The 19,757-nt window shown below is 35.0% G+C and carries 14 protein-coding genes; 13 read left to right on the forward strand and 1 reads right to left on the reverse strand.

Annotation, left to right across the window (positions count from 1 at the left end):
- Positions 1-205: 205 nt before the first annotated feature.
- The 13 genes from WN975_RS11325 (at position 206) to WN975_RS11385 (ending at position 18,303) form a co-directional block, all read left to right on the forward strand.
- Entirely contained in the window at positions 206-2,101 is a 1,896-nt protein-coding gene (locus WN975_RS11325) for an arylsulfatase (RefSeq protein ID WP_337966626.1), read from the forward strand.
- A gap of 60 nt (positions 2,102-2,161) precedes the next feature.
- Entirely contained in the window at positions 2,162-4,105 is a 1,944-nt protein-coding gene (locus WN975_RS11330) for an arylsulfatase (RefSeq protein WP_337966627.1), read from the forward strand.
- Between the two features lie 130 nt (positions 4,106-4,235).
- The gene (locus WN975_RS11335) at positions 4,236-4,787 is read left to right on the forward strand and encodes a DUF1254 domain-containing protein (protein ID WP_337966628.1); all 552 of its coding nucleotides are present in this window, start codon (positions 4,236-4,238) and stop codon (positions 4,785-4,787) included.
- A gap of 345 nt (positions 4,788-5,132) precedes the next feature.
- On the forward strand, positions 5,133-5,726 hold the full coding sequence (locus tag WN975_RS11340) for a DUF1214 domain-containing protein (RefSeq protein WP_337966629.1): 594 nt from the start codon (positions 5,133-5,135) through the stop codon (positions 5,724-5,726).
- Positions 5,727-6,016: 290 nt separating this feature from the next.
- Positions 6,017-7,072 (forward strand): sterol desaturase family protein, encoded by a 1,056-nt coding sequence (locus tag WN975_RS11345; protein ID WP_337966630.1) that lies wholly within the window; start codon positions 6,017-6,019, stop codon positions 7,070-7,072.
- 12 nt (positions 7,073-7,084) lie between these two features.
- Entirely contained in the window at positions 7,085-7,804 is a 720-nt protein-coding gene (locus tag WN975_RS11350; protein ID WP_337966631.1) for a thioredoxin domain-containing protein, read from the forward strand.
- Between the two features lie 167 nt (positions 7,805-7,971).
- Entirely contained in the window at positions 7,972-9,588 is a 1,617-nt protein-coding gene (locus tag WN975_RS11355; protein ID WP_337966632.1) for a sulfatase-like hydrolase/transferase, read from the forward strand.
- Positions 9,589-9,816: 228 nt separating this feature from the next.
- Positions 9,817-11,079 carry a putative sulfate exporter family transporter gene (locus tag WN975_RS11360; RefSeq protein ID WP_337966633.1) on the forward strand — a complete coding sequence of 421 codons (1,263 nt, stop codon included), beginning with the start codon at positions 9,817-9,819 and terminating at the stop codon, positions 11,077-11,079.
- 759 nt (positions 11,080-11,838) lie between these two features.
- Complete coding sequence (locus tag WN975_RS11365; RefSeq protein ID WP_337966634.1) at positions 11,839-13,485, forward strand: arylsulfatase; 1,647 nt, start codon at positions 11,839-11,841, stop codon at positions 13,483-13,485.
- 29 nt (positions 13,486-13,514) lie between these two features.
- Positions 13,515-14,339, forward strand: coding sequence for a serine O-acetyltransferase EpsC (epsC, locus tag WN975_RS11370; protein WP_337966635.1), 825 nt, complete (start codon positions 13,515-13,517; stop codon positions 14,337-14,339).
- A 35-nt stretch (positions 14,340-14,374) separates the two neighbouring features.
- Positions 14,375-15,295: a cysteine synthase A gene (gene cysK / locus WN975_RS11375; protein WP_337966636.1), complete on the forward strand. Its 921-nt coding sequence runs from the start codon at positions 14,375-14,377 to the stop codon at positions 15,293-15,295.
- A 166-nt stretch (positions 15,296-15,461) separates the two neighbouring features.
- A complete protein-coding gene (locus WN975_RS11380) occupies positions 15,462-16,382 on the forward strand; it encodes a family 2A encapsulin nanocompartment shell protein (RefSeq protein ID WP_337966637.1) in 921 nt (306 codons plus the stop codon).
- Complete coding sequence (locus tag WN975_RS11385) at positions 16,366-18,303, forward strand: family 2A encapsulin nanocompartment cargo protein cysteine desulfurase (RefSeq protein ID WP_337966638.1); 1,938 nt, start codon at positions 16,366-16,368, stop codon at positions 18,301-18,303. Before WN975_RS11380 ends, WN975_RS11385 begins: the two co-directional genes overlap by 17 nt.
- A 157-nt stretch (positions 18,304-18,460) precedes the next feature.
- On the opposite strand, the gene WN975_RS11390 is transcribed toward WN975_RS11385, so the two are convergent.
- Positions 18,461-19,567: a glycosyltransferase family 2 protein gene (locus WN975_RS11390; RefSeq protein WP_337966639.1), complete on the reverse strand. Its 1,107-nt coding sequence runs from the start codon at positions 19,565-19,567 to the stop codon at positions 18,461-18,463.
- Between the last annotated feature and the right edge of the window lie 190 nt (positions 19,568-19,757).

A 19,757-nucleotide genomic window follows, 5' to 3' on the forward strand; every position in this document is an offset into this window, starting at 1 on the left:
ATAGAAACATAGGTTTTTCCTTTATTTAAAGATGATTAAAATAAATGATACATCATTTACACATAGCTATGTGTATTTAAATAAGTGAAACGCCTCTTTTGGGTATACAAAATTTATGTTTCTATGTGTTAAAAATTGCACACAACGAGTTAAAATAGCAGAGTTAAACAGTGATTACGCATTAAATAAGTAAAAATTTAATCTAATGAAAAAGTTTAAAAATAACATTGCAATCAAAAGTCCGCAAAAAGGGCTTTTGATTACTGCATTGCTTCTTGCACAAGTGAGTTTTGCACAAACAAAACCAGAAGAATTTAAAGGAGTTATTGGCAAAACCTTAGCCGAATCTAAAGAATATTGGCCAGAACCGGTTACGCCTCCTAAAGGTGCTCCAAATGTGGTTTGGATTATTCTGGATGATGTTGGTTACGGAGCTTCAAGTGCTTTTGGAGGGCAAATAGAAACTCCGGTTTTAGAGAGTTTAGCCAACAATGGATTACGATATACCAATTTTCATACAACAGCAATTTGTGCTCCTACCCGCTCCGCTTTATTGACCGGAAGTAACTCGCATAAAGTGCACGTTGGAGGATTTTCTCATACGATAATGTCGGCAGGATTTCCAGGTTGGGACGGAAGATTACCTTCTAAAAACGGGACCGTTGCCGAGATTTTACGTGATAAAGGATACAATACTTTTGGCGTAGGGAAATATGGAATTACGCCTGACGAAGAAGCAACAGATGCAGGACCTTTTGATCATTGGCCAACCGGAAAAGGATTTGAACATTTCTACGGCTTTTTGGGTTCAGCAACAGATCAATACAAACCAGATTTAATTGAAGATCAAGTTCATATTACGCCTGACGGAAGACATCTTAGCGAACAAATCACTGATAAAGCAATTAGTTACATTCAGAAACAACAAAAAGCAGCGCCGGGAAAACCGTTCTTTTTGTACTATTCTCCTGCAGCCGTTCATGCACCTCATCAGGTAGCTCAAAAATGGAGCGATCCTTACAAAGGAAAATTTGACGATGGTTGGGACGCTTACCGCGAAAAAACATTGGCTAATCAAAAGAAACTTGGCGTTATTCCTGCCGATGCTGTTTTACCGGAACGCAATTCACTTATTGCAGACTGGAAAAAACTAACACCAGATCAAAAGAAAGTATATTCAAAATTCATGGAAGTTTATGCCGGATATTTAACTTATACAGATTATGAAATTGGACGATTGGTTAATTATTTAAAAGAAAGCAATCAGCTGGAAAATACAGTTGTTTTTGTTTTAATTGGCGATAACGGAGCCAGTAAAGAAGGAACTTTACAAGGAGCTGTAGACAGACAAACCTACGTAAATGGTGATACTGAAGAAAAAGTTTTCCAAAATAACTTAAATAGAATTGGCGAAATTGGAACAGCTCAAACATACACCAACTATCCTTTGGGTTGGGCGCAGGCTACAAATACACCTTTCAAATATTGGAAACAAGATGCAAATTCAGAAGGAGGAACACACAATCCGTTGATTGTTTATTATCCAAAGGGAATCAAAACTCCGGGAATCAGAACGCAATACAGCCACGTAATTGATATTTTGCCAACAACTCTTGATATTTTGGGCGTAAAAGCTCCGGAATCTATTAGAGAAGTTAAACAAGACACAATTCAGGGATATTCATTTTACAATTCTTTGAATGATGCAAAAGCTGTTTCCTCGCATAAAATTCAACATTATTACATCTTTGGATCAAGAGCCATTTATAATGATGGTTGGAAAGCTGCCGCGGCACATCATCCAAATTCAATTGAAGTAAAAGAAGCTTTGAATAATAAAGTAAATCTTCCGCCAAGTGATTTTGACAAAGATGTTTGGGAATTATACAACATCAACGAAGATTTCAACGAAAGAAAAGATTTGGCTAAAAAATATCCTGAAAAAGTAGCCGAACTAAAAAAACTCTTCGATCAGCAAGCCAAGAAAAATAATCTATATCCTTTAATAGACTGGCAGGATGTTTACTTAAGAAAAATACATAAAACGCCGTCTACCGAAGGAAAATCTGCTCAGGAATTATTGACCAAAGCAAACAAGTAAAAAAATTTACTTAAAAACTCTACTAAATCCATAGACAAACAAATATTAAAAAAAGAAATAATGAAAAAAATTGAAATTAACTCAAAAATCAAAAGTCCTAAAAATGGACTTTTGATTACTGCATTGCTAGTGGCACAAATGGGCTTTGCACAAGAAAAACAAGAAGAATTTAAAGGTGTAATTGGTAAAACCCTAGCCGATTCTAAAGAATATTGGCCAGAGCCAGTAAAAGCTCCTCAAGGCGCGCCAAACGTAATCTGGATTTTACTTGATGATGTAGGATTTGGAGCTTCAAGTGCTTTTGGAGGTTTGATTCAAACACCAACATTTGATCAATTGGCAAATAACGGTTTGCGTTATACCAACTTTCATACAACAGCAATTTGTGCTCCTACGCGCGCGGCTTTATTAACCGGAAGAAATTCTGGAAGAGTACACGAAAGCGGATTTTCACACACTATTTTATCGGCAGGTTTTCCGGGTTGGGATGGTAGAATTCCATCTGATAAAGGAACAATTGCAGAGATTTTACGTGAAAACGGATACAACACTTTTGCAGTTGGTAAATATGGCGTAACTCCGGACGAAGATGCTACAGATGCAGGACCGTTTGACAGATGGCCAACCGGAAAAGGTTTCGATCATTTCTACGGATTCTTAGGTTCCCAAACGGATCAATACAATCCTGATTTAGTAGAAGATCAAGTTCATGTTACGCCAGACGGACGTCACTTAAGCGAATTGATTACGGATAAAGCAATTAGTTATATCCAAAAGCAACAAAAAGCGGCACCTGGAAAACCATTTTTCTTGTATTATGCACCGGGAGCAGCACACGCACCTCATCAGGTTGCTACAAAATGGAGCGATCCGTACAGAGGGAAATTTGACAAAGGCTGGGATGCTTATCGCGAAGAAGTAATTGCAAACCAAAAGAAATTGGGTGTAATTCCTGCCAATGCAGTTTTACCGGAACGTAATCCGTTGATTACAGACTGGAAAAAACTAAGTCCGGATCAGAAAAAAGTTTATGCTCGTTTTATGGAAGTTTACGCAGGATTCCTGACGTATACAGATTATGAAGTTGGAAGAGTTGTGAATTATCTAAAAGAAACTAATCAGCTAGAAAACACTGTAATTTTCGTTGCAATTGGAGACAATGGAGCAAGTAAAGAAGGAACTACTGAAGGAACAATTAACCAAAGTTTGTTTTCTCAAGGAACATCTGACGATGAAAACTTAAAGAAAAACTTAGCTAATATCGACGAAATTGGTACAGCAAAAGGTCTAAATACCAATTATCCTTTGGGATGGGCACAAGCTACAAATGTACCTTTCAAAAACTGGAAACAAGATGCACAATCTGAAGGAGGAACACACAATCCGTTGATTGTTTTTTATCCGAAAGGTATCAAAGAAAAAGGTGGAATCAGAAACCAATACAGCCACGTTACGGATTTATTGCCAACAACTTTGGATATTGCAGGAATTAAAGCTCCGGAATATATCAAAAATATCAAACAAGATATTATTCAGGGATCGTCTTTATATGCTTCTTTAAATGATGCTAAAGCAGAATCTTTACACAAAGTGCAATACTATTACATTTTTGGAAACAGAGCAATTTACAAAGATGGCTGGAAAGCCGGAGCAGCACATTTACCGGATTCATTTGCTTTAAAAAATACTTTGGGTAAAAATGAAAAACCTGCGCCAAGTAATTTTGATGCTGATGTTTGGGAATTATACAACTTAAACGAAGACTTTAACGAGCGTAATAATCTTGCTAAAAAATACCCTGAAAAATTAGCTGAGCTTAAAAAAGTATTTGACGAGCAAGCCAAAGAAAATAACGTTTATCCGTTGATCGACTGGCAAGATGTGTACAACAGAAGAATTCATAATTCTGGTGCAGATAAAGGAAAAACACTTCAAGATTTAGTGAAACAAGTAACTAAAGGCGGAAATACTGAAAACAGTGCAAAAAGCGGAAGTTCTAACTAAATATAAATTATAAAACCTGCAAGGTTTCCAAATCCTTGCAGGTTTAATTTATCCTACCAGCAAACGTTGCAAATCATACCTAAAGGTTTTGGAAACCTTGCAGGATAGCACATTAACAAATAAATCAATTATGGCAGCAGTAAAACCACTTATCAAAAAAGGCTTTTTTGCCTTGGTACTTGTAGTAATTGCAGTAAGCTTTTATTACTTAACAATTTGGGTAACTCCTTATTATGTTCAGAAGAAATTTGCAGAGAAAAGTTTGGGTGTTATCAATACGCCTCAATTTGGAAATCAGCCAAATGCTGAAAATAGCAGAGTGATTCCGTTACCGAATCCTGACTTTTTGTATTCGACAATTAATTATGATTTGAAAGATCAGGTTTTGAAAATTTCAGGTACAGTTCCGGATTCTACTTATTGGTCGATCTCGGCTTATCAGGAAAACACGACCAATTATTTTGTTCAGAATGAAGAACAGGTAAAAGCAAAATTCGAATATTATTTGGCGCCGGAAGGAAGTACTTCTGAAGTATTGAAAAATATTCCGAAAGAGAAAATCATCTATAGTCCAACGACAAAAGGATTGATTCTGTTTCGTTATTTAGTTTCGAAAGCATATCCTGTGAAGACTCTTGCTGAATTGCAACATGGAGTTACGGTAGAGAAATTAGTGAAGTAAAATGCGCGAATAACTTTGTCATAGTACGCGGATGACACGGATTTGCTTTGCAAAGACGCGGATTCAAACGGATTTTTTATTTTAATTCGAAAAAACGTCATTAGTAAAAACGAGGGATTTCCGTAAGTAACTCGACAAAGAATGTCCTAGCCCCGATAGAAGTGGAAATCCTTTTGTGGCGCTTCTTTAGCGACACAAAAGATTGAAACGAATAGCGGGATTAGCTCCTAAAAAAAATAATTTCTATTATAGAAAATGGGAAAATGCGAATATCAGCTTTGTCAAAGTTTTAAACTTTGACAAAGCGAAGAAAAAATTAAATATTCAACTTAAAATCAAATAAAAATGGCTTTAAATCAAAAAATAAAAAAGATAGGACTTGCGGTAGCATTGATTATTCTGTCTATTGTATTGGGAAGTGCCGTTGGTGTTTACAACATTAAATCCGGCAAAAGCGACTCGCAACGCATTATTGGCAATTGGCAAACTGTCGATAAAGACAAAGATCTTAATACTGCCGATTTGCTAACAATTGCACAAGTTGCGGTTTATGGACCTTATGCGTTGACTAAAAAAGAAGTGATTTATGTAAGTACAAGCACGGATAGCGAAGGAAATGAATTAGATCCTAAAGCTGATTATATCATTAGCGGAAAAAACCTGGAAGCTAAATACTGGAGCATTACGGCTTATGATGAAAATGGTTTTTTAATTAAAAATCCAATCAGTAAATACAGTTATAATCTTGAAAATGTAAAGTACGACACTGATAATATATCTTATAAAATCAACCTTTCGGGAACTGAGAAAAAAGAAAACTGGCTTCCAACGAACGATGCTAAAAAAATAACTTTAATCATTCGTTTGTATTTGCCATCTGAGGAGCTTAGAAACAATTTAACTGTTCAAACGCTTCCAACAATTCAGAAGGTAAAATAAAGGATTATAACAAATTTTATTCAAAACAATTAAATAAAACTCTACTATATCTATAGAATTAGAAGTTTTATTTTTTATTTTTACATTTTATTAGCTTAAATAAATCAACTAGAATAAGTTATAAAAGTTTAAAAAAAAGAACAACACACCAAAATTTACCAATTATGAAACGAGTAGACTATGAAATTATAGGAAAAAAAATCATCGTGGGAGCGATTGTTTTTTTAGTTCCGCTAGTAATATTGGCGGGAGGTTTAGCATTAATTAATCAATTTTTAAAATAAGAAATCATGGCAATAGTACAACGAGAAAAACTAACAAAAGATTTATTGATCAGTCTTTTAATATACAGTTTGCCTGTAGTGGCAATTTTCCTTTATTTTAAATTAACAAATGGTATTGTGGCAGAATCGCACATTGCATTACCATCATTTTTGGAATTTTCTAAACCCGCATTCGAACATATCAGAACTTGGGGATTAACCGTTTTCATGCTTGTTTTAGGAGTTATTGAATTTGGTGCAGGTTTATACGACGATCAATGGACTGGTCAGGAACGCAAAATAGATATCATTTGTTTTCTTGCTCCAAAATTGCTTTTACCGCCTGTGATTGCATTTTTTAGCTTAACAGCCTTGCCTTATTTAATTCCGAATTTAGCCAATACACTTTCATGGGTTCCATTTTGGGGAGGATTTTTCCTTATTGCAATTGCCGATGATTTAACGCAATATTGGTACCACCGTTTGCATCATCAAGTTCCGTTTTTATGGAGATTCCACAGAACGCACCATTCGGCTCCATATATGGGAATGGCGATGGCTTCAAGACAAAACTTTATTTATACGGTTTTCTTTTCTCAAATTTATTTGACTGCAACTTTAACTTATTTAGGTTTAGGATTACCGGCTTTATTTGTTTTGGTTATCAAAAGTGTCATCACTTTAGGAGCGCATTCTAGCCTTGCGTGGGACAAACCATTTTATAAATACAAAGTTTTACATCCGATTGCCTGGGTTTTAGAACGCTTGATTTCTACTCCTGCAACGCACCACGCACATCACGCAGATACTAGCGGCGACGGAGTTGGACACTTTAAAGGAAACTTTGGAAACATGTTTTTTATCTGGGATGTTATTTTCGGAACTGGATTAATCACGCGTAAATTCCCGGAATCATACGGAACAAAATCATACAAACAAGAAGAATGGTACGCACAATTTTTATGGCCAATATTCAAATCTAAAAAAGAAGGAAGTCCGCTTGCCGAAGGTGTAATCGCATTTCCATTGAAAACAAAACCAGTAGAAATTGCTGAACAAACTCCCGTTTTAGAGCAGGCATAACCTTAAGAAACTATGAAAAAAAATAAAATAATAAGAAACAGTATTACAACCCTAATACTGTTTCTATCAATCGTTGGTTTTTCGCAAGAAAAAAGCCCAACTACGGTTTCTCTAGAAGTGTATTATACTAAAATCCAAAACGAAAAGAAACCTCAAATAATTGATGCTCGTGGTCCCGAAGAATTTGCTTTAAACCATATAAATGGCGCTGTAAATTTTAATTTGGAATCTAAAGATTATGCGGCTCAAGTAGCCAAATTAGATAAAACGAAACCTGTATTCACCTATTCTATTGGCGCAGGAAGAAGTGTTTGGTTGGCCGAAGCTTTATTAAAAAACGGTTTCAAAGAAGCGTATAGTCTTGAAGGTGGAATAGCCAACTGGATTGGAAACGGAAAGCCTTTTTATGCTAATTCTAAAAGCAAATTAACTCTTGCCGAATACAAAAAAATCATTGCCGAAAACAAAGATGTTTTGGTAGATATTGGATCTATATATTGTGGCGCTTGCAAAAAAGTAAAACCAGTTTTAGAAACCATCAAAGCACAATACGGTTCTAATCTAAAAGTCGTAGAAATTGATCTTGAAGACAGTCCGCAAGTAATCGCCGATTTAAAAACAGTAAAAGTTTTCCCTACTTTGATTTTATACAAAGACGGAAAAATTGTCTTTAAAAAAGAAGGTTTAGGCGATTTAAAAAATGATGTTGATGTAGCTTTGGCGTCTAAATAATCTCACTCATTGTCACACAGAATGTAAGTTTTGTCAAAGTTTTGAACTTTGACAAAGCTCTCGCAATATAAACACAAACAACTAAGCATCAATTATTTGCAAAAGTTTTTAATTTTAACAAAGATTGTTATTAACTACATCATTTCCAAAAAACCAAAAACCAAACCATGGCATTATCCAAAGCAAAAAAGATTATTCTTCCAATAGTTGCTATTGTTTTTCTATTGGCTGTATTTTTATTCTGGCCTATCAATACAGATGGAACATTAATAAAACCGGATCAAAAATTACTTGAAGGGAAAAAGGAATTTCTTTCTGAAAAAGTTCCCACAGACAGTTCCTTCAAAAAACCTAACATTATTATTATTCTCGCCGACGATTTAGGGAAATATGATATTTCGTTATACGGAGGAAAATCAACACCAACGCCTCAAATCGATTCTTTGGCGGCTTCAGGAGTGACTTTTCAGGACGGATATGTTTCGGCTTCGATTTGTTCGCCTTCGCGTGCGGGTATTTTAACCGGACGTTATCAGGAACGTTTCGGGCATGAATTTCAACCTGGAGATCGTTATCCAAAAAACAACTTAGAATATTACGGATTCAAATATTTAATCAACACTAATAATTGGCGATTAAACCCCAAAATAAATTACCCAAACGAAGCGTCTATAGCCACGCAAGGTTTGCCACAATCTGAAATTACGTTTGCTGATCTTGCCAAAAGAGAAGGTTACAGCACGGCAATTATCGGGAAATGGCATCTTGGGCATAACAAAGGTTTTTTTCCTTTAGACAGAGGTTTCGATTACCATTATGGTTTTTATCAGGCATTTTCGCTTTATACTCCCGAAGATGATAATCCGGATATTATAAACCATCATCACAAAGATTTTACTGATAAAATGATTTGGGGAAATGGTCGAGTTGGAATCGGGCAAATTCGTCGTGATACTACAATCATTCACAACAAAGCGTATCTAACCGAAACTTTTGCTGATGAAGCTGAAGCTTTTATCGATAAAAATAAGAAGAAACCGTTCTTGCTTTACGTTCCGTTTAATGCGCCACACACGCCATTTCAGGTTCGTAAGAAATATTACGATCGTTTTCCTAATGTAAAAGATGAAAACAAACGTGTTTATTTTGCAATGATAAGCGCACTTGATGATGCCGTGGGAAGAATCAGAGCGAAAGTTAAAAAAGAAGATCTTGAAGATAATACTTTGATCTTTTTTGCCAGCGACAATGGTGGCGCCGATTATACTTTTGCAACTACAAACGCTCCTTTAAAAGCAGGAAAGTTTTCTCATTTTGAAGGTGGCGTAAATGTTCCGTTTGCACTTTCGTGGAAAGGAAAAATCAAACCTCATACTATTTATAAAACTCCGGTAAGTACATTGGATATTTTCAGTACGATTGCGGCAGCTATACATTCGGATTTACCAAAAGATCGTGTTTATGATGGTGTAGATCTTGTAAGTACCGTAAACGAAAATAAAGAAGCTCATAAAACTTTGTACTGGCGTTCCGGCGATGCAAAAGCAATTAGAAGCGGCGATTGGAAATTAATCATCAGCGGAAAAACGCACGAAGAATGGCTTTATAACCTAGCTTCAGATAAATCTGAAAAAACAGATCTTGCTCAAAAAAATCCTGAAAAAGTAAAGGAATTACATGTTGCTTTACAAAATTGGGAAAAAGGTTTAGTAAAACCTTTATGGCCAAATCTAACGCATTATGAATTTGATTTCGGCAAACAAAAATATTTTGTCGATTTGTAATCAACATCATATAAACCCGACAGGTTTTAAAAACCTGTCGGGTTTAACTCAGAATACCTTATAAATCGTTTTTTTGGATAGGCTCCAGCTTTAGCTGGAGTTTAAAAATGAAGATATTCAAAGGCTTTAGCCAAACTTTTTATTCGGCTAAAGCCTTTTTTTTCAAACCTGTTACCTGCAGCTAAAGCTGGAGTCTATTCAAAAAATCAAAAACCAATAAACATTCAAATGTCAACCCCAACCAAATCATTTAACATTCACGAAGATTGGACCGTTGTAATTCTCGGTTTTATAATCATCGGAATTTCTCTTTTTGTTTTTCTTCCCGAAATTCCCGTTTTCAAATGGTCAAACGGAACCGATTTATTTCAGGATGTATTCGATTTTGAAAACCTGAAAATCCTTGGATTCCAGTTTTTATATTTCATTTCTATCGGAACATTAGGTGCTTTTTTGATCGGAAAATCTGTAAAATACTTTTTATTAGGTTTTCCAATCGTTTATATCTTAACTGTTATTGCGCTTATTATTGCAGGAAATACTGGCGTAAAAGGACTGAATCTTGAAGCTGTAATTTTCAGTTTAGTAATTGGTCTTGCAATTGGTAATTTTTTCAAACTTCCGGATTGGTTTAAATCGGCACTTTCTACCGAAGTATTTGTCAAAATTGGACTGGTTTTATTAGGAACTAGCGTTATTTTCTCAGACATTCTAAAAGCAGGTTCTTTAGGATTAATCCAGGCTTTGATTGTCGTTTTATCCGTTTGGTATTTTGCTTTTTGGTTATGTAAAAAACTAAAAGTCGATGACGAATTAACGATGATGATTTCGAGCGCCGTTTCCATTTGCGGAGTTTCGGCAGCAATTGCAACTTCGGGCGCGATTAAAGGTGATTCAAAAAAACTGTCTTATGTTATTTCGATTGTTTTGGTAACCGCAATTCCCATGATGATTTTCATGCCTATAATTGCCAAATATTTCAATTTCCCCGAAGAAGTTACCGGAGCATGGCTTGGCGGAAGTATCGACACATCCGGAGCCGTTGTTGCGTCTGGTTCTTTGGTTGGCGAAACCGCTTTGAAAATCAGTACAATTGTAAAATTCTCTCAAAATGTTTTATTAGGAATAGCTGCTTTTGCAATCTCCGTTTATTGGACTTATACTCATAATAAATCGGAAGAAGTTGTGGCTTCAAAACCTACTTTGGGCGTAATCTGGGAACGCTTTCCTAAGTTCGTTATTGGTTTTATTTTGGCTTCTTTAATCTTTTCTTTTCTGATTACTCCTGAAGTTCGCGATGAAGTCAAAGATAGCTTGAAAAATCTTCAGGGAATTTGGTTTGCATTGGCTTTTACAAGTATTGGTTTAGAAACTAATTTTAAAGATTTGTTGAGTAATAATAGTCGAAAACCTTTGTATGCTTTTTTAATAGCGCAATTATTCAATGTTATTGTTACTTTGATTATTGCCTTTTTGTTATTTAGTAAATAAATTTTTCTCACCATATAAGTTATATAAGTTCATTTTAGAATAACGTGACGTTGATTTAACCGCAAAGGACGCTAAGTTTTAAAACGCAGAGTTCGCAAAGCTTTGTTAATTTTCCTTGCGAACTTTGCGTAAACCTTAGCGTTCTTTGCGGTTAATTTTTTTTAAAACCAAAGATTAAAAAGATTCTATATAAAGTTCCGAAGGAACGATTCATATTGTAGCAACGGATTTTAATCCGTTGAAACGCATAGAATTGACATTTTCATCAAAATTAATATTTAAAGCAAGTAAGAAATGTATTTAAAATCACATTTTTTACTTGCTTTTTTATTTTCTAAAAACCAACAACAAAACACTATAAACCAATACATTAAAACAACAAAAAGTTGTAACTCTCCTACTCTTCAAAAAAATAATTACAGATTTATTTGGATTTCTTTATTTTAAATTTAACTTTGTCTATAGAATTAGTAGAGTTTTAAATATCATTTAAATCAAAAAGACTAAATTTTGAAAACAACAGAAAGCATATCGTATTCCATTCTTCCTAAAAAGCACATCTATAACACCTTTTGTTATATGTGTTTCTGTTGCTAATTCTGCTATTACAATTTCGTTTAGTGCTGATTTTTATTTCTAATATAAAAGCGAAAAACGAATCTTTTTCAAGATACCCTAGATTTCTTATTGCCAATTATAAAACACTGTTTGTTACAAATTTTGTATCAAAAGAGTTGTTGAATTATATCTAAAAACAAAATGAAAAAAGCATTTATTACCCTTAATTTCTTAATCGCATTTGGCTCTTTTAGCCACGCCCAAACCAACTCATCAAAACCAAATATTATTTTGATTCTGGTTGATGATATGGGGTATTCTGATTTAGGGAATTATGGTTCAGAAATTAAAACTCCAAATCTGGATAAACTCGCTAATGAAGGTTTACGTCTACGCGAATTTTACAATAATTCGATTTGCGCACCAACAAGAGGATCTTTATTAACGGGACAATATCAGCATAAAGCGGGAATGGGATTTTTTGATGTCAATTTAGGATTACCTGCTTATCAGGGATATTTAAACAAAGAATCATTGACTTTGGGCGAAGTTTTCCGTTCTGGTGGTTACAGCACTTTATTATCGGGAAAATGGCACGTAGGTTCTGAAGATCAGGCGCAATGGCCAAATCAAAGAGGTTTTGATAAGTTCTACGGAATCTTAAAAGGTGCTTCAAATTATTTTGATACGAAACCTTTGCCTTTCGGGAAAACGCCTTATCCTGTAAAATTAATTCGCAATAATGAAGAGTTGCATCCAAAAGATGATTCGTATTATTTTACAGATGAAATTGGTAATAACGCGGAGACTTTCTTAGATGAACAAAATAAGGAAAACAAGCCTTTCTTTTTATATCTGGCTTTTACCGCACCACATTGGCCTTTGCAGGCAAAACCTGTGGATATTGCAAAATACAGAGGGAAATTTGACGAAGGCTGGGATATTCTTAGAGAAAAAAGAATTGAAAAACTAAAAGCAAACGGCATTTTACCGGCTGACCAAACTGTTGCGCCAAGAGATCCTGAAGTTCCGGAATGGAATAAATTATCGTACGACGAAAAACAATTCTGGAAAGCCAAAATGGAAGTTTATGCCGCAATGGTCGATAATATGGATCAGAATGTGGGGAAAGTTTTGGATAAACTAAAAGCTTTAAAAAAGGATAAAAACACGTTGATTATTTTCATTTCTGACAATGGCGCTCAAGGCGGATTTAATACTTACAATCCGTTAGGAAGAGGTTTGGTTAGAAACGACGGACCTGTTGGAACTTCGGGATCATTTGATTATCAGGAACAAAACTGGGCTTATTTATCGAATACGCCATTACAACAATATAAAAATAATATGCACGAAGGCGGATTCAGTTCTCCGTTTATTGCGTGGTTTCCATCAAAAATTAAAGCGGGAAGAATCGATAAAGGAACCGGACATATTATTGACCTCGCTCCTACTTTCTACGAATTGGCAGGAATCGAATATCCCAAGGAATATAATGGTGTGACGACAAACCCTTTGGTTGGAAGCAGTTTGTTGCCTGTTTTATTTAATAATGTTTCGCAGGTCGATAGAGGCACACCATTGTTCTGGGAAAGAGCCGGAAACAGAGCTGTCAGGGATGGAAAATGGAAACTGGTTTCGACTTATCCATCTTATGAATGGGAACTTTATAATATCGAAACGGACAGAGGTGAAACTACAAATGTGGCGCAGCAAAACCCGGGAATCGTAAACAAACTTTCGGCTTCGTATTTTGACTGGGCAGATAAAACAGGTGTTGTAGAATACAGTAAATTCAAATTAAAACCAGAAGTAATGCCTGGCGGAGCGCTTTTAAAAAGACAATAAGCAATTTTCTAATCCTAAAATAATCGATTATGAATTCATTTTATCAAGAAATAGCAAAACAACATCAACAATTATTAATTCTTCCGGAGAAGAAATTAATTCATAAATTTATTGATGAGTTATTCGCCATATTATTTTCAAACACTTCAAAATCATTTGGATGTTTGACGACTATTGAAAATAAAATTGATGAATTGGAAAAGCAATTCGATGAACTGGTTTTAGATTTTGCGCCAAAAAATGAAAATAGCAAACAACAAACCAAAACATTTTTTGAAGCTATTCCGTATTTACATAAAAAAGCACTAAACGACGCTCAGACAATTTTTGCCAAAGATCCAGCAGCAAAGACTTTAGAAGAAGTTTTATACTCTTATCCCGGATTTTTCGCTATTTCTGTTTATCGTTTTTCGCATCAGTTATGGGAGCAAGATTTGAAACTTCTTGCCAGGACGATTTCAGAATATGCACATATAAAAACAAGTATAGAAATTCATCCGGGAGCACAAATAGGAGAAGATTTTGCCATTGATCACGGAACTGGAATTGTTATTGGCGAAACAGCTATTATCGGAAATAATGTTCAAATATACCAAGGTGTGACGCTTGGTGCTTTGAGTGTAAAAAAGGAAGAAGCTTTCATAAAAAGGCATCCAACTATTGAGGATAACGTGATTATTTATGCGAATAGCACGATTCTTGGCGGACAAACAACTGTTGGACACGATTCTATTATCGGGGGAAATGTTTGGCTTACGTACACGATTCCGTCAAATTCAGTGGTTTATCATAAAAATGAAATGAAGATTAAGGACAACAACCCTTTTCCCGAACCGATTTTTTATTCCATATAGAAAATACCAAAACCAAAATATCAAAAATATCAAACATGAAATACCAAAACATTTTAGAAACCATTGGCAACACGCCTCACATTAAACTGAATAAACTTTTTACGGATCACGAAGTTTGGATTAAACTCGAAAAATCTAATCCGGGTTCGAGCATCAAAGACAGAATTGCATTGGCAATGATTGAAGATGCCGAGAAAAGGGGACTTTTAAATCCTGATTCGATTATTATAGAACCAACTTCGGGCAATACAGGAATTGGACTTTCGCTGGTCGCAGCTGTAAAAGGTTATAAAGTAATTATTGTAATGCCGGAATCGATGAGCGTTGAACGTAGGAAAATCATCGAAGCTTATGGCGCCGAATATGTTTTGACTCCAAGAGAAAAAGGAACTTCGGGTGCGGTTGAAAAAGCAAAGGAATTAGCGGCAACTATTAACAATGCTTTTTTGCCCTCTCAATTTACAAATCCTGCAAATGTTGAAGTTCACGAAAGAACAACGGCTCAGGAAATCCTTGCCGATTTTCCGGACGGAATTGATTATCTGATTACTGGCGTTGGAACGGGCGGACATATTACGGGTGTTTCTAAAATATTAAAACAACATTTTCCGAATCTAAAAACCATTGCTGTAGAACCTGCTTTATCTCCGGTTTTAAGCGGAGGAATTCCGGCTCCGCATCCTTTACAGGGAATTGGCGCTGGATTTATTCCGGAAGTTTTTAATAGAGAATATGTAGATGAAATTATTACGGTTGAAAAAAATGACGCTTTTAATTTTGCTAAAAAACTAACGCAGAAGGAAGGAATTTTTGGAGGAGTTTCAACAGGAGCAGCACTTGCAGGAGTTTCAAAAAAGCTAAAAGACATTCCAACCGGTTCTGTAATCCTGACTTTTAATTATGATACGGGCGAAAGATATCTTTCCGTTGAAGAATTATTCGGGTTCTTTTCTTAGTTATGAAATTCAACAACTTAAGAGTTTTTTAAAACAAATTAAACATTATTTACTTTTAGAAATCTTTATCTTTAATAAAAATTCACTTTTAAGAAATAGGCTATGCAATTGAAGACCTATTATATCTTTTAAACAAAAAATAAATTAACCTTTAAACCATTAAATCATGGCTGAATCTAAACAACAACAAACCGCATTAGGCGATGTAGCAGCAAGACAATTAGCAATTGCGACACGTTCGGTTCCGCAAATCGGGACAATATCTCCACGTTGGCTCACACATCTTTTACATTGGGTTCCGGTAGAATCAGGAGTTTTCCGTTTGAATAAAGTAAAAGACGGAAGCCACATCGAAGTAGATTGTTCTGCAAGAGACGAAAGAATTTTACCTAATACTTTTGTCGATTATATTGAGAATCCAAGAGAATATAATCTTGCTGCTGTTCAAACTATTGTAGAAGTACATACGCGTGTTTCTGACTTATACAGCAAACCGTACAATCAAATTTCTGAGCAGCTTCGTTTGGCTATCGAAACCATCAAAGAGCGTCAGGAAAGCGAATTAATCAACAATAAAGATTATGGTTTATTGAGCAACGTTGCTCCTTCTCAAATTATAAAAACAAGAACTGGCGCACCAACTCCAGACGATTTAGACGAATTATTAACTAAAGTCTGGAAAGAACCAGGTTTCTTCTTGTTACATCCTTTAGCAATCGCAGCTTTTGGCCGTGAATGTACTCGTCGTGGAGTTCCACCTCCAACAACTTCTTTATTTGGATCACAATTTTTAACCTGGAGAGGAATTCCGCTTATTCCATCAGATAAATTGCCTATTAAAGATGGTAAATCAAAAATTATCCTTTTAAGAACCGGAGAAAGCCGTCAAGGTGTTATCGGACTTATTCAGCCAGGTTTACAAGGCGAACAATCTCCTGGATTATCAGTTCGTTTTATGGGAATAAATGAAAAAGCAATCGCTTCTTATCTTGTATCTCTATATTGCTCTTTAGCAGTTTTAGTAGATGACGCCATCGCAGTTCTTGAAGATGTAGAAATAGGAAAGTATCATGAGTATAAATACTAACAACAACGGTTTACCTAACATTGACGATTTGCAAAATTTAGCAAACGAATTGTTCAAGGCTTTACCCAACGAATTTCCGAAAGAGATTTCGTTGAGTCCGGATAAAAGCGAACATCCTCGTGCGACTAAAATTGCCGAAACGTTATTGCAATCGGGAGGCGCTAATATATTAGCTCCAAGTCCGACGCAAAATCCGGTAAATATAGCGCCAACTCCCAATTCCTTCACTGGTTTTGGAGCAACGCCAACTATTCCTAATTATGGCAGTAATACTGGTGCTTCGGCTTTATATCCAAATGCCGGAGCGGGATTTGATCCTCAAAGTGGTATAACAACATCTGGAATTCAGGAAGATTATAATCTGAATATGAATGATCCGCAGACTGGTTTTTATGATCATAATTTAAAAAATGGAGGTTCGCCACAATTGACGGAAGACAAGTTTTTCTCAGAGTTGCTTTTAAACAATCAATATTTACCTTTTCAAACTGAAAATTCTTCTTTTGAAATTGAATTACAAGCAGCTTTAGCAACGGTTGATACGCAATTTAAAAGACGTGATATTTCTCCATCAAGTGGAGATGGACCTGGAAATAACTATTATTTCTTAGATCAGAATCCGTTTGCTTTTGATAAAAAAAGTCCAAATGCAATTGTAGGAAGCACACTTGGATCAACAGAACTGAACGGAATTATTGGCACTAATTTTAATGCCGAATTAATCAAGAAAGATTTCCCGATTCTACGTGAAACTGTGAATGGAAAACCGCTAATTTGGTTTGATAATGCGGCAACGACTCAAAAACCACAATCGGTAATTGATCGTATTGCGTATTTCTATGAGCATGAAAATTCTAATATTCACCGTGCAGCACATGAACTTGCCGCTCGAGCATCTGATGCTTATGAAGCTGCTCGCGAAAAAGTAAAAACCTTTTTGAATGCCACTTCTGTAAACGAAATTGTATTTGTTCGCGGCGCAACCGAAGGTATAAATCTTGTTGCACAAAGTTGGGGCGATCATAATCTAGTTGCCGGAGACGAAATCATAGTGAGTAATCTGGAACATCACGCTAATATTGTTCCGTGGAAAAGATTGGCTGATAAAAAAGGATTGAAACTACGTGTGATTCCGGTAGATGATGATGGACAAATTTTGCTTGATGAATATGCTAAATTGCTAAATCCAAAAACACGTTTGGTTGCTTTTACACAAGTTTCAAATGCATTGGGAACTGTAACTCCTGCTAAAAAAATTGTCGAAATGGCACATTCCGCTGGAGCGAAAGTTTTAATAGATGGCGCACAATCGGTTTCGCACATGAAAGTTGATGTTCAGGATTTGAATCCGGATTGGCTGGTTTTTTCAGGACACAAATTATTTGGTCCAACAGGAATCGGCGCTTTATACGGTAAAGAAGATTTATTGAACGAAATGGAACCGTATCAAGCGGGCGGAAACATGATTCAGGATGTTACTTTTGAGGAAATAAAATACCATAAAGCACCAAATCGTTTTGAAGCCGGAACCGGAAATATTGCCGATGCAATTGGTCTTGGAGCTGCAATTGATTACGTAACTAAGCTAGGAATTGACGCAATCGGGCAATACGAACATTATTTGTTAGAATATGCTACAAAACTGCTGAAAGAAATTCCGGGCGTACGATTGATAGGAACCGCTAAAGATAAAGCAAGTGTACTTTCTTTTAATCTGCAAGGATATTCAAACGATCAGGTTGGACAAGCGCTTAACAAAGAAGGTGTTGCTGTAAGAACCGGACATCATTGCGCTCAGCCAATTTTGAGAAGAATGGGCGTTGAAACAACCGTTCGTCCTTCATTAGCTTTTTATAACACTACACAAGACGTTGATACTTTTATCAAAACTTTGTGGGAACTTAAAAAATTTAAGTTTTAAAAATAAAAAAAGCCAATGCTTTATAAAACATTGGCTTTAAGAAATAGTTACTTTTTTTGATATTTTAAGTAATTATAACCAGAAGGTGTTCGCTCAGGCGAACGCCTTTTTTTAAGTAAATTTGATCTTTACTTATTGTATCTCAAATTTATACAATTTAGTGTTTATAATCTGTATATAAAAAATCTTTATTTTCTCTAAGTACATTATTAAAATACGCGCGGTTGTGTACCACAGATTCATGATCTGCTTTATACTTTGCCGCTAATTCATTATAAGCAATAGCTTTTTCGACATCATTAATATTATAATAACATACTGCAAGTTCAATCGCAGGAACAAAATTCCAGCAATCAGTTGTCATTATACTAGTATCATTTTTAGAAATATTCAATTTTAAAATCAATTCATACCAATAAATAGCTTTGGTATAATCAGCATTGATTTTATAAATGGCAGCAATCTCACAACATGCCTCTGCTTTAGGAATATCAAAACTGAAAGTCTGAAAAAGATACTTTAAAGCATTATCTGTATCATTTAATTTTCTATAAATTTTACCAATTTCTAAGCACGCATTAATACTATCACCAACAGATCCTTTTTTTGTAGCAAGAAATTTTTTAAAATATAAAACTGCATCTTCATATCTTGAATGATCGCGTAATTCTCTCGCATAATAATATAACGATCTTGGCGAAAATGGAATATTTTTTTCTAATTCAGATTCATAAATTTTTAAGTTTCGGTCTGAAAAAGAATCTACTTTTTTATGCGTTATTGCAATTTCAGACATTAAATAATTCCCGCCATATTCAATATATTCATGAACCGGATCATTCCAACGGTAATTATTGGCTCTTTTTACTAATCGTTCGCGATGAAAAGAATAAGTTGGATTGTTATTTTCATCAACAACATAATTGTATTTCATCAAAACCATATCAACTTCAGGAGAAAGCGTTTTTTTAAGTTCTAAAAAAGCAATTTGATCTTTTTCGATTATAATATCATCCGCATCCAGCCATAATTGATAATCTTTGGTCGCTTTAGAAAAAGCAAAATTTCTTGCTGCGGCAAAATCATTTATCCATGCAAAGTCATATACTTTATCTGTATATCTATAAGCGATTTCTTTGGTTTTATCTGTAGATCCTGTATCGACAATTACAATTTCATCTACTATATTCTTTATGGATTCAAGACATTTTCCTAATGTTTCTCCCTCATTTTTAACAATCATACAAAGACTTACCGTTACCATAATTTTGCTATTAGAAAATTAATATTCTGATTCGATTTCAGCTATTGAATTCTATCTGAAAATCTTATGCAAAATTACTTCACTCTCAAAACCTAAAATGGACAGAAAAGTTCAAATTATATTAAAATAGTACTTTTTTATAGTGCAAAAAAAACATATCCAGAAACTGAATATGTTTTTAAAAAAGTAT

It is taken from the genome of uncultured Flavobacterium sp. (assembly GCF_951805225.1).
Taxonomy (GTDB): Bacteria; Bacteroidota; Bacteroidia; order Flavobacteriales; family Flavobacteriaceae; genus Flavobacterium.